This window comes from Peptostreptococcus porci (assembly GCF_009695815.1).
Taxonomy (GTDB): domain Bacteria; phylum Bacillota; class Clostridia; order Peptostreptococcales; family Peptostreptococcaceae; genus Peptostreptococcus; species Peptostreptococcus porci.
Genome location: NZ_VUNE01000001.1, coordinates 444,124 through 458,376 on the forward strand (window position 1 = coordinate 444,124; position 14,253 = coordinate 458,376).

Annotated in this window: 13 protein-coding genes; all 13 read left to right on the forward strand. The window is 31.8% G+C overall.

The genetic code is table 11. From position 1 onward, the window contains the following. Window positions 1–17 precede the first annotated feature (17 nt). On the forward strand, window positions 18–398 hold the full coding sequence (locus FYJ71_RS01960) for a hypothetical protein (protein ID WP_154537124.1): 381 nt from the start codon (window positions 18–20) through the stop codon (window positions 396–398). Further along, window positions 382–918, forward strand: a complete 537-nt coding sequence (locus tag FYJ71_RS01965) for a hypothetical protein (protein WP_154537125.1) — start codon at window positions 382–384, stop codon at window positions 916–918. The genes FYJ71_RS01960 and FYJ71_RS01965 overlap by 17 nt, the downstream gene beginning before the upstream one ends. A 94-nt stretch (window positions 919–1,012) precedes the next feature. Then, complete coding sequence (locus FYJ71_RS01970) at window positions 1,013–1,534, forward strand: pilus assembly FimT family protein (protein ID WP_154537126.1); 522 nt, start codon at window positions 1,013–1,015, stop codon at window positions 1,532–1,534. Between the two features lie 49 nt (window positions 1,535–1,583). Next, window positions 1,584–2,072, forward strand: coding sequence for a hypothetical protein (locus FYJ71_RS01975; RefSeq protein ID WP_154537127.1), 489 nt, complete (start codon window positions 1,584–1,586; stop codon window positions 2,070–2,072). Between the two features lie 184 nt (window positions 2,073–2,256). Then, window positions 2,257–2,931, forward strand: a complete 675-nt coding sequence (locus FYJ71_RS01980) for a Crp/Fnr family transcriptional regulator (protein WP_154537128.1) — start codon at window positions 2,257–2,259, stop codon at window positions 2,929–2,931. Between the two features lie 30 nt (window positions 2,932–2,961). Beyond that, window positions 2,962–3,519 carry a GTP cyclohydrolase I FolE gene (folE, locus tag FYJ71_RS01985; RefSeq protein ID WP_154537129.1) on the forward strand — a complete coding sequence of 186 codons (558 nt, stop codon included), beginning with the start codon at window positions 2,962–2,964 and terminating at the stop codon, window positions 3,517–3,519. Between the two features lie 39 nt (window positions 3,520–3,558). Next, a complete protein-coding gene (locus FYJ71_RS01990; RefSeq protein ID WP_154537130.1) occupies window positions 3,559–4,038 on the forward strand; it encodes an HD domain-containing protein in 480 nt (159 codons plus the stop codon). A gap of 102 nt (window positions 4,039–4,140) precedes the next feature. Then, window positions 4,141–4,959, forward strand: coding sequence for a dihydropteroate synthase (gene folP, locus FYJ71_RS01995; RefSeq protein ID WP_154537131.1), 819 nt, complete (start codon window positions 4,141–4,143; stop codon window positions 4,957–4,959). Then, on the forward strand, window positions 4,947–5,753 hold the full coding sequence (gene folK, locus FYJ71_RS02000) for a 2-amino-4-hydroxy-6-hydroxymethyldihydropteridine diphosphokinase (RefSeq protein ID WP_154537132.1): 807 nt from the start codon (window positions 4,947–4,949) through the stop codon (window positions 5,751–5,753). The genes folP and folK overlap by 13 nt, the downstream gene beginning before the upstream one ends. A gap of 69 nt (window positions 5,754–5,822) precedes the next feature. After that, the gene (locus tag FYJ71_RS02005) at window positions 5,823–7,598 is read left to right on the forward strand and encodes a SpoIIE family protein phosphatase (RefSeq protein ID WP_154537133.1); all 1,776 of its coding nucleotides are present in this window, start codon (window positions 5,823–5,825) and stop codon (window positions 7,596–7,598) included. A gap of 325 nt (window positions 7,599–7,923) precedes the next feature. Continuing rightward, window positions 7,924–11,457: a pyruvate:ferredoxin (flavodoxin) oxidoreductase gene (gene nifJ / locus FYJ71_RS02010; RefSeq protein WP_154537134.1), complete on the forward strand. Its 3,534-nt coding sequence runs from the start codon at window positions 7,924–7,926 to the stop codon at window positions 11,455–11,457. A gap of 320 nt (window positions 11,458–11,777) precedes the next feature. Then, a complete protein-coding gene (locus FYJ71_RS02015) occupies window positions 11,778–13,364 on the forward strand; it encodes a sensor histidine kinase (protein WP_154537135.1) in 1,587 nt (528 codons plus the stop codon). Continuing rightward, window positions 13,336–13,941, forward strand: coding sequence for a response regulator transcription factor (locus FYJ71_RS02020; RefSeq protein WP_154537136.1), 606 nt, complete (start codon window positions 13,336–13,338; stop codon window positions 13,939–13,941). The genes FYJ71_RS02015 and FYJ71_RS02020 overlap by 29 nt, the downstream gene beginning before the upstream one ends. The last annotated feature ends 312 nt before the right edge of the window (window positions 13,942–14,253 follow it).

Consider the following 14,253-nt stretch of genomic DNA (forward strand, 5'->3'; position numbering starts at 1 on the left):
AGGTGGGTGGATCATTTATGGCAAGAAAAAGAACTGGCTACGTAATGATTGATGCAGTCATTTCACTTATAATATTATCAATTGGAATATATGTTTTTTCATTTGGTATCACAAATATCACTTTATTGTTGAAAGGAAGATCTTATGACAACTATGTTCTGTCAAGTGTAGTTAAAAACGAAAAGGAATACTTGGCAAACATTTCAGATGTGTCAATGTTACGAGAGATGGATGTATATGAAATCGAGAAAAAAGACGTTTACATAGTTAGAAAAGTGGTCGATGAAAAATTTGAAATGATAAACAGTCAGATTAGAATAGAGTCAGAGTATGCGGATAGAAACTTCAATATACTATCATTTTTGGGGGAAAGTGATAAAAATGAAGATTTTGAGTAGAAAAAAAGGCAATATTTCTATTTTTATTATTTTTATGGTTGCAATCATTTGCGCAATAGTGATTTCTTCAATGAATATGATAAAAAGCTTTGGCAGAATGAAAAAAAGTGATTATATAAGACTCGAAAATGATTTTAAATCCTCTGTTGCAAAGGAGATGTTAAAATTAAATTTCTATTATTCAATAGAGAATTCTGTTAGTAGGTCTAAGACAAAAGGTGAATTTGAAGCCAATTATACGGACTTTTATTCAGAAGGTATAAAAGATGTAATTGATGAAAAATATTATTCGGATAAAAAAATTTCGATTTCCATACCAGAAAGCAATTCACCATATAATTTTATTAGGAAAGAGAAAGGGTATACAGAATTTTATTTAAAGTTGACTTATAGTGAAGGAGATACAATAAGACAGAGCATACATAAGTGTAGAGTATATAATCCATATGAAAAATATGGTCCTGATAAAATCTATCTTGATGAAAATAGAATAAAATCACTATTTACGATTATCAACTAGATTTGAAAACACTAGGGTATTTTTTTAGATTTTACAAGTTTCGTAGCTTATAAGCTAAGTTTTTAGTGACATTAGGGAGGACGTCAGAGAAAAAATGAAAAAAATACTTGATGATAATATCAAAAAAGATATAGGCGAAAATATCAAAAGAAAAGGATTTGGTACTTTGGAAATCATAGTGGCAGTTTCATTAATTGCAATAATTTTTTCAATTGCCTATCTTGGAATAAATTTTGACAGCAAAGAATTCCAAACTGCGGTCTTTGAAACAAAATCAGATTTAAGAGAATATCTGATAAAATCGTCTGATGAATACTATAAATATAGTATCCTATTAATGAGAAATGGCTATGAAATTTATCAAAAAAACAAGTTGGTAAGAGAAAAAAAATTTCCCCTAAACATCTATATTTTATCTGGAGAAAGGAGCATAAACTATAATTCTACATCTAGATTTGGAGCGCCTGATAGGGGATTTACCATATATGTATTTGATGAAAAAAACAAGAAATTAGAGAGGATAACAATGATGTTGGGGAGTGGGCGAGTAGTATCATATGAAGAAGATTATTTGGAGAAAAAGGCGGTTATTGATGGGCTTATTTCAAGATTATAATTGTAAGAAATAGAAAAAGTAGGTATCAAATATTTTGGAGATGGAAATGATGAATAAGTCAAAAAGAAGTGGGTTTATTCTTTTGAATATGTTGATTTACATAGCTGTTATTGCAGTTGTATTAGCAATTTCTGCTGTTCTGATAAAAGAGAGCACATCTAAATATAATCATTTTAAAGATGAACTGGAATTGAGAGAAATTGCCTATTCTATTGAGGACACGATAAGAGTTGATTTGAATAATTTGGTAGGAGTGATTTACCATTCTAAGGTTGGGGATAAGGATGACTATATTCAAATTAGGGAGCTTGTGTATGATGTTTATAGTAAGGACAACAAAGAGACTGTTGTTAGAAGGAAAATTTCACTTGAGTATGGAATACTATATATTAGTCAAGTCGGCAAATATCAAATAGGAAACTATGTTGAAAAGATTTATTATAAAAAAAACGTAGCAAAATCCAACAAATATATGGAATTTTTTATAGTGCTAAAAAAAAATAAAACGAGAATTGAGCACAGGTTTATTATTTTTTAGAACAACTTTAAATAGAACTAAATTTAATCGTTATTTTTGAACTATACAGATTTTATTTTATATTTATTTCTTAATAATACTCTTTTTTAGTAAAAAATTGATACTATTTAAATAAAGAATAATCATTACTAGATAATGATATTGTGTTATAATAAATCTAATACTATTTATTGGAGGGGATATTATGGATTTTGAATTTCTGACGAAGATAAAGGTTTTTAAAGGAATCGATGCTGAAGATTTGGAAAAATTGTTTGATTGGCTGGGCTATGAGATTAGACGATATTCAAAAGGTGACATAATCCTTATGGCTGGGGATAAAGTTTCATCTATGGGTATCGTGTTAACAGGCAGTGCAAATATTGAAAGCAACGATGTTTGGGGAAATAAGAGTATCTTTGATAATGTTGTTTCTGGTCAAGTTTTTGCAGAGGTCTACGCATGTGCCAATGATGAAGAATTGATGGTAGACGTTGTAGCAAATGAGAGCTGTGAGATAGTTTTTCTAAAAATGTCGAAGATATTTGATTCAGAGGACTATACTGCTCATTATCAAGACAAGTTTGCTTCGAATTTATTGAAGATAATGTCCCTTAAAAATCTAAATTTAAGCAGAAAAATATACCATGTATCGTCTAAATCGATAAGAGGCAGGATTGTGTCATATTTATCGTATTTATCTCGTAAGCTAGAGAGTAAAATAATTGAAATTCCATACAATAGACAGCAATTATCTGACTATTTGTGTGTTGATAGAAGTGCATTGTCAAATGAATTGAGTAAGATGCAAAGAGAAGGATTAATAAAATATAATAAGAACAAATTTGAAATAATAAGCGAATATGACTTTGAAATATAAGGGTCGTTTGTTTATTATCAAGGAGGAAATATGGTGGATTTTGATAAGGCAGAGAAGGCTGTTAGGCTATTGTTAGAAGCTATTGGCGAAGATCCCGACAGAGAGGGTTTAATTGAAACTCCAAAGAGAGTCGCAAAGATGTACGAGGAGGTTTTGCAGGGATACAATGATGATGCAAAAACTCATTTAAGTAAAGTTTTTAATTCAGAAAGATCCGATTTAGTGTTGGAAAAAGATATCACATTTTATTCTATGTGCGAGCATCATTTGTTGCCGTTTTTTGGAAAAGTTCATATAGCATATATTCCTAGTGACAAGGTTGTTGGCTTGAGTAAGTTAGGAAGATTGGTCGATGTTTTTGCTAGGAGACTACAATTACAAGAGCAGATGACAGTTCAGATTGCAGATAGTATAGTTGAAGAATTATCTCCACAAGGTGTTATGGTAATTGTCGAAGGAGAGCACACTTGTATGACTATGAGAGGGGTAAAGAAGATAGGAAGTAAAACCGTCACTGTAGCTACAAGAGGTAAATTTGAAAATAATTCTGATCTAAGAAACACTGTTCTTGGAATGGTTAAGGAATAAAGTGTTTTCGATAAATTTCAAGTGGAAGGGTCAGATTAGATGGATAGAATAAAAAAGATTTTGAGCAATAGATTGTTTTTGGACATTAATAATGAGATAACCGAATTGGAACGGGATCGTATTTTTTGTAAGCATGGTATAGAACATTTAGCGAGTGTTGCAAGAATAATGTATATAAACAATCTAGAGAATGGCTTGGGTCTGGACAAAGAGTTGATTTATGCATCTGCGTTGTTACATGATATAGGAAGAGCCGAACAGTACAAAAATGGAACAGAACATTCTATTGCAGGATTAGAAATATCAAAAAAAATTCTTTCGATGTGTGGATTTTCAAAAGACGAAATAGAGATAATTAATAGTGCTATTGGAAGTCATAACAGTAATGAAGAATGCAATAATGAGCTTTCAAACTTACTGAAGTATGCTGATAAAAAAAGCAGAAACTGTTTTTTATGTTTGGCTAGTGCGGAATGCTATTGGTCAGACGAGAAGAAGAATAAGACGATTGAATACTAGGATTAAATAAAAACTTTTGGAAAGTCGAGTACGTTCATATTATGTAGCATAATGGAGTGCTTATATTGTATTGTTCGTAGTTGAGTATAGAGGAGGGAAGCTATGAAGATAGGAAATAGAGAATTTGATATAAAAAATGGTGCTTATATAATGGGGATACTAAATGTTACCCCTGATTCTTTTTCAGATGGTGGAAAGTTTTATTCTGTAGATAATGCTTTGTTCCATGTAGAGAAAATGATTGAAGCGGGTGTAGATATAATTGACGTTGGTGGCGAATCTACGAGACCTGGTCATATTCAGATATCGGATCAAGAAGAAATCGACAGAGTGTTGCCGGTCATTGAAAAAATAAAAAATAATTTTGATATTCCTGTGTCACTAGATAGCTATAAAAGTGATGTGATAAACGCATTGAAAACAAATATTGACCTTGTCAACGATATTTGGGGATTAAAGTATGATCCTAAAATGGCGAGCCTGATATCTGAAACTGGATTGCCATGTTGTCTAATGCACAATAGGAAAAAACTTGATTATACTGATTTTTGGAATGATTTTATTTCTGATATGAAAGAGACGATAGATATTGCGAAAAAAAATGGTATCAGTGACGATAAAATAATATTGGATGCCGGTGTGGGATTTCAAAAGGAATATGAGCATAATTTAATTGCGGTAAATAGGACTGATGAGTTATGTAAGCTTGGATATCCAGTATTGATTGCAACATCTAAAAAAAGATTTATAGGTGCATCGACTGGAAAGGAAACTGAAAATAGGACGGCTGGTACTCTTGCAACAACTGTAATAGGGCTGATGAAGGGTGCTACGTTTTTTAGAGTACATGATGTAGACGAGAATGTTGATGCAATAAAGGTTACCAAATCAGTTTTGGAGGAGAGACAATGGATTCGATAAAAATTGATGGAATTGAGTTTTATGGTTATCATGGAGTTTTGGAAAGTGAAAAAACTCTTGGTCAAATGTTTTCTGTTAATTGTGAGTTTTTTATGGATACCTCTAGGATTTATGATGATATAGAAAACACAGTGAATTATGCTGATGTTGCAATTGATATAAGGGAGTTTTGCGAAAATAATAGATATGATTTACTAGAGGTGCTGTGCAATGATTTATCGAAATATATTCTCTGCAAATACGATAAAATATGTGAATTGAAGCTGAGCATTGAGAAGCCTCATGCACCAATTCCTACAAAGTTTTCCAATGTATCTATAAATATTCATAGAAAACGAGTTATCGCATATCTTGCAATAGGTTCAAATCTGGGGGATAGAGAAAATTTTTTGAGCATGGTTTTCGACGAAATACAAAAATGTAGCTACATTAAGGAGATAAAAAGATCTAGCTTTATCGAAACTATTCCATATGGAGTTGAAGATCAGCCAGATTTTTTAAATGGAGCTGTAAAGGTAGAGACTATATTCACGCCATTTGAGCTGTTGGATTTTTGTAAAAATACGGAGAGATTAGCAGGAAGAAAAGCTACGAGAAGATGGGGAGAAAGAACTCTTGATGTAGATATTATTTCATATGGTGATGAAGTGGTTAATGACGAAAATTTGAAAATACCTCATGTGGAGATGCATCTGAGAGATTTTGTTTTAAAGCCTCTATTTGAAATTGAACCATACTACTATCATCCAGTGTCAAAAAAATATATCAGAGAAATGCTGATGGAGATAAAATAAGAATTGGAAAAATTATTATAAAGTAAGTATGCGGCATTATATAGATTATTGAAAAGGGGGTTGATTGGATTGGAAAATATAAAGAAGATGAAGGACCTCGTGGAAATTTCAAAGATAGTAACAGGCTCAGATAATTTCTATGAGATTAAAGATATAGTAATCAAGAAAATGTTGAGTGTTGTTCACCCTACAAAAGCATGTGTCAATCTATTCTATGGCGATGATTATTCATATGCACATCTGGTTTGTTCTGCAACACTTGACTATATACCTACTCTTTTTCCTCAAAACGAGGAGTATGGATCAAAGATAGATTTCGATTTGTATCCGAAGTATATTCATGAAGCTGTCAGAGAAAAAAAGCAAGTTATCGTTGAAAATATATTTGAATACGAGGGTGCAAAGGGCGAAGAAATGATGGCATTAAATGAAAAATATGTTGGTAGAGCAGTTTTTCCATTTGTACTAGAAAATAGAACTATCGGATTTATGTCATGCTATATAATGAAGGGTGAGAAACTGGAGCAGGATGACATAGATTTTATTTCGCAAGTTGCATCATTATTGACGCTGTCCATTTCGATTACCGAAAAAAATGACGGTATCAATAAGCTAGTAGATAAGCTGAGAAGCTCCATGAATAATATTAACAAAGCTTCAATGGAAATATATTCAACGAAAAATTTGGACTACTATTTGAATAAAATGACCTCTGTGCTTTTGGAATCATTAAATAGTGAGTTTACTTTCATTAGAATGGTAAAAAAGGATTCAGAGGATAATATTGAAGAAAATGTAATAGATGTTGTTAGACCGAATTCCGAAAAGGCTGAATTTTCAAGTCTGGTAACACATATTCTGAATTCAAAAAAGAATGTGGAGGTAAATAATAACGGGAATTTTTCTATGATAGATGGCGGTGTTGCCAAGTGCTATCTATACAAGAAGTTCATCATAGACTCAAAGACGGAATTGGTTGTGGGATGTATTGGCAGTGCTGAATACTCAAATGACGATAGAAAGACAATCTCTATATTAGCAAGGCAGATTTACTTAAATATCCAGACTTATGAGCACATGAAGATTGAAGAAAAGCATAAGGATATTGAAAATGAATTGTCAATATTGAAGAAGCAGCAAAAATTGATAATGGATTGTTGTAGTGATGGGAATTTTGGCAATAAGGAAATGTATTTCTATCAAGAGTCGGCAAAGGTTGTTGGTGGAGATTTCTATAATGCAATTGATTTGGGTGACAAGGTCGTATTCATTGTAGCAGATGTTATGGGTCATGGGGTTGCATCAAATTATATTGTTGCACTTTTAAAGGGTGCTTTTAACATTTTGATAAGATATTCTGATTCACCAAAGGAAATTTTGAGAAATTTAAACCAGTATATCTATAAGGAATTTGATGAAATCGGAATGTATGCTACAGCTCTTGTTGGAATTTTCGATAAATACAATGAAAAAATGACCATTTCAAATGCCGGACATTACTATCCTATAGTCATTGATAAAAAAGGCAGAAGCGTAGACATATCGGATGGAAAGCAGGGATTGCCAGTAGGTGTGCTAGAAAATTCTTCATACAATGAGATAGAAATCAATTTGGATGATAAGGAGAGTATTTGCTTCTTCACAGACGGTATCTTGGAGATGAAAAATAATTTGGGCAAGGAATTTGGTCTTGAAAGATTGGAAAGATTTTTGTTAAAAAATATTAATAAAAACAAGGAGAATGTCATTAGAAAAATTAAAGATGAGATTCAGAATTACAGTTCAAATCGTGAAAAGCAAGATGATATTTTGGTTGTGTTTTTTAAAAATAAAACCGAGAATTAGTTAAATTAATTACATATACACAATAAAGATAATGATTTAACAAAGAAAACAGAATATTAAAAAAATATGTTTTGTATAAGTTGATTTTTTAGTTTTTTTTTAGTATAATTAAGTTTGATAATTGATGGGTTTTCATTTTAAAAGAGAGAATAACTCCACCAATTTCATGAACTAATACAAATATCGAGTATTATCAATTGAAAAATCCAAGAATTCAAGGATGTCGTGTGCTTGTTTTTAATTTTTGAATAAGTTTCGATTTGATGCTCAGTATTTTATAAAAATTATAGTTTATATTTGTTATTCTTTAAGGAGGAATAAAGTCATGGCTAAATTTATGAAAACAGTTGATGGTAATACTGCTGCAGCGCATGTATCTTATGCGTTTACTGATGTTGCGGCAATATATCCAATCACTCCATCTTCAACAATGGCTGAAGTTGTTGACGAATGGGCTTCACAGGAAAGAAAAAATATTTTCGGTCAGGTTGTAAAAGTTGTTGAAATGCAATCTGAAGGTGGTGCTGCAGGTGCATTCCACGGTTCATTAGCCGCTGGTGCTCTTACTTCTACATACACAGCATCTCAGGGTCTACTTTTAATGTTACCAAATATGTATAAGTGTGCTGGTGAGTTATTACCAGGTGTATTCCACGTTTCTGCACGTGCTCTTGCATCTCAAGCACTTTCTATATTTGGAGATCATCAGGACGTTATGTCAGCAAGAATGACTGGTTGTTGTCTATTGGCTTCTGGTTCAGTACAGGAAGTTGCAGATATCGCTCCAGTTGCTCATTATGCTGCAATTGAAGGAAGACTTCCATTCATTCATTTCTTTGATGGATTTAGAACTTCTCATGAAATTCAGAAGGTTGAATTGTTAGAAAATGAAGATTATGCAAAGCTATTAAACTTTGATGCTGTAAAATCTTTCAGAGATAATTCATTATCTCCTAACCATCCTGTAACTAGAGGTACTGCTCAGAATCCTGATATCTACTTCCAGACAAGAGAAGCTTCAAACAAATTCTACAATGATATGATAGGAATTGTTGAAAAATACATGGATAAGATGTCAGAAGTTACTGGTAGAAAGCACTCATTGTTTGATTACTATGGAGCAGAGGATGCAAAATATGTAATGGTAGCTATGGGTTCTGTTACGGAAGCTGCTGAAGAATTAATAGATGTATTAAACGCAAAGGGTGGAAAATACGGTTTAGTTAAAGTTCATCTTTACAGACCTTTCTCAACTGAACATTTCTTAAAAGTAATGCCTAGCACTGTTGAAAGAATAGTTGTTCTTGATAGAACAAAAGAACCAGGTGCAAATGGAGAACCTCTATACCTTGACGTTAGAGATATATACTACGGACAGGAAAATGCTCCAATGATAATTGGTGGTAGATATGGATTAGGATCAAAAGATACTATACCAACTGATCTAAATGCTGCATTCCAGAACCTAGTTTCTGATGCTCCAAAGAATAGATTTGTATTAAGCATAGTTGATGATGTAACTAATCATTCACTAGAAATAACAGAAGAAGTTAAGATAGCTCAGCCAGGTACAGTTAGATGTAAATTCTGGGGACTTGGTTCAGATGGTACTGTTGGTGCTAACAAGCAGGCTATCAAGATTATAGGTGATCACACTGATAAGTATGTTCAGGCTTACTTTGATTATGATTCAAAGAAATCTGGTGGTGTAACTATGTCACACTTGAGATTTGGTGATACTCCAATCAGATCTACATACCTATTGGACGAAGCTGACTATATAGCATGTCATAAGCAGAGCTATGTATACCAGTATGATGTAATCAAGGGCTTAAGAAAAGGTGGTACTTTTGTATTAAATACAATATGGTCTCCTGAAGAACTTGATGTTCATCTTCCAGCTTCATTGAAGAGATATATAGCAAGAAATGATATCAAATTCTATACTTTAGATGCTGTTAACATAGCAAAGGAAATAGGATTAGGAAATAGAATAAATATGGTTTGTCAGGCTGCCTTCTTTAAGCTAGCTGAAATAATTCCAACAGAAGATGCTGTTAAGTACTTAAAAGATTCTATTGTTAAGACTTATGGTAAGAAGGGTGACAAGATTATCAACATGAACTATGCTGCTGTTGATAAGGGAATAGATGCTCTTGTTAAAATAGATGTTCCTGCTTCTTGGGCTGATGCTGTTGATAGCAATGTTGAAGCAAGCAACGAACCAGAATTCATCAAAAATATATTAAGACCTATGACTGCAGTTGAAGGTAATGGATTACCAGTATCAGCTTTCAACGGTAGAGAAGATGGTCACTTCCCAGCTGGTACAGCTGCGTACGAAAAGAGATGTATAGCAGTTGACGTTCCTGAATGGCAGATAGATAACTGTATTCAGTGTAACCAGTGTTCATTAGTATGTCCTCATGCTGCAATCAGACCATTCTTGTTGACTGAAGAAGAATTGAAGAATGCTCCAGAAGGATTTACAACTAAGAAGGCTGTTGGTAAGGGATTAGAAGGCTTACATTACAGAATTCAGGTTTCTGCTATGGATTGTACAGGTTGTGGAAACTGTGCAGATATCTGTCCAGCAAAGAATAAAGCATTAATTATGATGCCGATGGAAGAACAGAAAGAGCAACAAGAAGCTAATTGGTATTTTGCAACTGATTTCAGCAAGGTTTCTGCTAAACCAAGCGTGATGCCAGCTACAACTATTAAGGGATCTCAGTTCAAACAGCCACTTCTTGAATTCTCAGGTGCTTGTGCAGGTTGTGGTGAAACAGCTTATATCAAGTTGGCTACTCAGCTATTTGGTGATAGAATGATGATAGCAAATGCTACAGGTTGTTCTTCAATCTGGGGTGCTTCAGCTCCATCAACTCCTTACACAGTGAACCACGAAGGTAAGGGTCCATCATGGGCAAACTCATTATTTGAAGACAATGCTGAATACGGATATGGTATGTATTTGGCTGTTAAGCAGTTAAGAGAAAAGGTTAGAGATCTAGCTGTAGAATTAGCTGCAGTTGTTCCAGAAGCTGACAAGGCAGTTGTTACTGAGTTCGTTGAAAATATGAAGAATGGTGAAACTACTGTTGCAACAAGTGCTGCGTTTGAAGCATTGGTTGATAAATATGCTGCTGAAGGAAACTTCGCTGAATTAGTAAAAGAATTAGTTGAATTAAAAGATTACTTCGTTAAGAGATCTCACTGGATTCTTGGTGGAGACGGTTGGGCTTATGATATCGGATACGGTGGACTTGACCATGTTCTTGCATCAGGAGAAGATGTGAATGTACTTGTATTTGATACAGAAGTTTACTCTAATACAGGTGGACAGTCTTCAAAGGCTACTCCAGTTGCTGCTATGGCTAAGTTTGCTGCTGCTGGTAAGAGATCTAAGAAGAAAGATCTTGGTATGATGGCTGCTACTTACGGTAACGTATATGTTGCTCAGGTTGCTATTGGTGCTGACAAGAACCACTTCTTAAAAGCAATGATAGAAGCTGAAAAGCATGACGGTCCATCATTAATAATAGCTTATGCTCCATGTATCAACCACGGATTAAAGAAGGGTATGGGTAAGACAGTTGAAAATGAAGATGATGCTGTTAAGAGTGGATACTGGCATCTATACAGATTCAATCCAAGCTTGAAAGAAGAAGGAAAGAATCCATTTACACTTGATTCTAAGGAACCAACTGAATCATTCAGAGAGTTTATCATGGCACAGAACAGATATGCTTCTATAGCTAAGATGTTCCCAGAAGAAAGTGAAGAATTATTCGCTTTAGCTGAAAAGAACGCTAAGGAAAGATATGAAGGATACAAGAGAATGGCTGAAATGTATTAATATTTTGTTCCTGTATGGGATAGAGTATTGATATGACATTCTACTAGTCTTGAATATATAATATTTAACAGAAACGGGCTGACCTTTTAGGTCAGCCTATTTTGGTTGCATAATATTGGTTGTATAATATTTAGCGTTGATGGTAAAAATTATACAACCATTTTAATTGTAGTTCTGATATAATTAAAAGTATATTATTAATGAAAGTACACATAGATAATAGAGTTATATTTGAAACTAAGTGAAAGGTTTGAAAAAGATAAAAATTAGGATTTGATGCAGATAAATTATCTGATAGTAAGTTTATTGGAGATTTGACAATGAAAAAAATGATAAAAAAGAATAAAAATAATATAATATTATATCTTCATATTTTACTACAAATAGTTTTAGTAATGACAACTATTTACTTTGCTCAAAATATATCTAAAACAAATTTTTATGTTTTTGCATTGATAATTATGTCTTTAGGAAATGCGATGAATTATTATTTGTTTTTGGCAAATAGAAGGAGTAAATTTATTGAGCAAGGAAGTTTTATTAGTATAATATCGTGCTTTTATATTTTTACAAATATATTAATTCTCAGTCGCCTTAGCAATTGGGACATCAATATTGTATATTGTTTTTTATTTATGATAATAATAGTGTTTTACACGAAACTATATACAGAAAATTTGGTATTCTTGAATAAATATTATAAGTTAATAGTAGTTTATACATTATTTTTATATGTTTCAAAGTTATTTTCTTTAAATATATTTATAACTATTTATCAAGGTACCTATTTTTTTATTGGAATTTTTCCTATTTATATAATTACAAAGAATAAGGAAAAATTAAAAAAGTTTGGGAAATATAGCTATAAATGTTTGTTTATAATGGTTTTGATTTTTTTAGCGATCATAATATCACAATATTTTATACCTATAGTAGATTTTAGTGCAACAAATATTGATGTATACATGACATTATTTTTCTTAGAATTAATTAAATTATTCTTAGAATTTAGTTATTTAAAAAAAATAAACCATTTACACTTAAATGAATGTAGCCGATGGTATATAATATTTTGGTTTATGTTATTAAATATAATATCATTTGTGTTAACTAAAGATGTGCTTATGACTCTTATTTTCTCAACAGAAATTGTACTATTATTCGTAATGACAAATAAATTAAGAGTTGTTGAAAATAATAAAGATTCTATAAATTTATCTACTGCGTACTTCAATTTAAATGAGATTATCGACAAACAAGAAGACCTGTACAATGAAAGAATTATTAGTTTTTTACATGATGAAATTTTACAATATATAATTGTTTCACTAAGACAAGTAAAGGAGGAAAATATTATAGAAAATAGAAAAAATATTATTAACTTATTGCAAGAAACGATAAATAAAATTAGGGGGGAAATAAATCTATATAAGCCAAAAATTAAAGGAGGAGAATATTTGTGTGATACTTATATTACTTTAATTGATGAGTTGAAAGATAGATTTAAAAATGATGAAATCTTAATTGACTTTAATTGTTATAAGTCATTAGATTTAGTTGAACCTTATGCCTCAGTTATTTACAAGTGTATTCATGAAATAGTTATTAATATTTTCAAGCATTCAAAAGGATTTTATTCTGAGATAAATCTTCATCAAAGTGAAGATAAGATATTTTTAACCTCAGTTAATTATGGAGACTATATGGATATAGAAGCTAATAAAAATATAAAAAATGTTGGACTAAGGATTCTAGAATTAGAAGTTAAAAAACTAGGTGGAAAAATAGATATAAAAATGAATCCAAATAATTTTTTGGAGGAGGGGGAATCTAGTGTATCTATTGGAATAGAGATACCAATGAAAAGAGAGGTGATTTATGAAGATTTTATTAATCGAAGATCATAAACTGTTAGCAGATAGCTTGAAAGATAGTTTGGCAAAAACAAAAGGATTTGAGGTCCTTGTATTAAAAGATATTAGGGAGCTTGACTATATCTTAAGAAAGGATGCGTTTGATGTAGTTCTCATGGATATAAACTTAAAAGGACTTACAAAAAAAGAACAGGGGCTGGAAATTAGCGAAAGATTAATTAAAGAGTATCCTGGTATCAAAATAGTTATTTTGACAGGCTATAATTTAAAGTACTATCAAGATTTAGCAAAAAGTATTGGCTGCTATGGATTCATCTCTAAGGAGGTTGACACACAGGTATTAATAAAGAAACTTGAGGTTATTGTTGATAATGATAAAAAGGTATTTCCAATAAGTTATAGTAAGATAGAAGAATTAAGTCCGAATGAAATAAATATCATTCGATTATATTCTAGTGGACTTACCAGAGAAGATGTAGCTAAAGAATGTTTTATATCTCTTAGATCTTTGGCTGTAAGTTTAAATAGGATTTATAGAAAATTAGATGTGAAAAATTATCAAGAAATGACAAAGAAGGCTAGAGAACTAGGATATATAGATAGTTTTTAATTAGTAAAAGGATGAATAAATAGGGGCTGACTCATAAGAGCCCTAAATAAAATACACGCCCACATTCTCCTTGCATGGAAATGAATGTGTAGCGTGTATTTTTATTATGCACAAAAGTTAGCAGATTTTTTTATTTAAATCTGTTATTATTGCCTTGTGAGGTCTATATGTTTAGGTAACTTTGTTTAAAATAAAAAGGGGGAGAAAATGGAGTTTAGAAGGGATCGAAGAAAATATTTCTCCAGTCGCTTGAAGAGTTATTGGAGACGGATTTATTAATTATTACAGGTTACTAGAAAACGATGAAAAGTT

What these genes read in the sequence shown, in the direction of transcription:
- folP (WP_154537131.1), top strand. Translation starts at nt 4,141, where the DNA reads ATGAAGATAGGAAATAGAGAATTTGATATAAAAAATGGTGCTTATATA.
- folK (WP_154537132.1), top strand. Translation starts at nt 4,947, where the DNA reads ATGGATTCGATAAAAATTGATGGAATTGAGTTTTATGGTTATCATGGA.
- FYJ71_RS01965 (WP_154537125.1), top strand. Translation starts at nt 382, where the DNA reads ATGAAGATTTTGAGTAGAAAAAAAGGCAATATTTCTATTTTTATTATT.
- FYJ71_RS01990 (WP_154537130.1), top strand. Translation starts at nt 3,559, where the DNA reads ATGGATAGAATAAAAAAGATTTTGAGCAATAGATTGTTTTTGGACATT.
- FYJ71_RS01970 (WP_154537126.1), top strand. Translation starts at nt 1,013, where the DNA reads ATGAAAAAAATACTTGATGATAATATCAAAAAAGATATAGGCGAAAAT.
- FYJ71_RS01960 (WP_154537124.1), top strand. Translation starts at nt 18, where the DNA reads ATGGCAAGAAAAAGAACTGGCTACGTAATGATTGATGCAGTCATTTCA.
- nifJ (WP_154537134.1), top strand. Translation starts at nt 7,924, where the DNA reads ATGGCTAAATTTATGAAAACAGTTGATGGTAATACTGCTGCAGCGCAT.
- FYJ71_RS02015 (WP_154537135.1), top strand. Translation starts at nt 11,778, where the DNA reads ATGAAAAAAATGATAAAAAAGAATAAAAATAATATAATATTATATCTT.
- FYJ71_RS01980 (WP_154537128.1), top strand. Translation starts at nt 2,257, where the DNA reads ATGGATTTTGAATTTCTGACGAAGATAAAGGTTTTTAAAGGAATCGAT.
- FYJ71_RS01975 (WP_154537127.1), top strand. Translation starts at nt 1,584, where the DNA reads ATGAATAAGTCAAAAAGAAGTGGGTTTATTCTTTTGAATATGTTGATT.
- folE (WP_154537129.1), top strand. Translation starts at nt 2,962, where the DNA reads ATGGTGGATTTTGATAAGGCAGAGAAGGCTGTTAGGCTATTGTTAGAA.
- FYJ71_RS02020 (WP_154537136.1), top strand. Translation starts at nt 13,336, where the DNA reads ATGAAGATTTTATTAATCGAAGATCATAAACTGTTAGCAGATAGCTTG.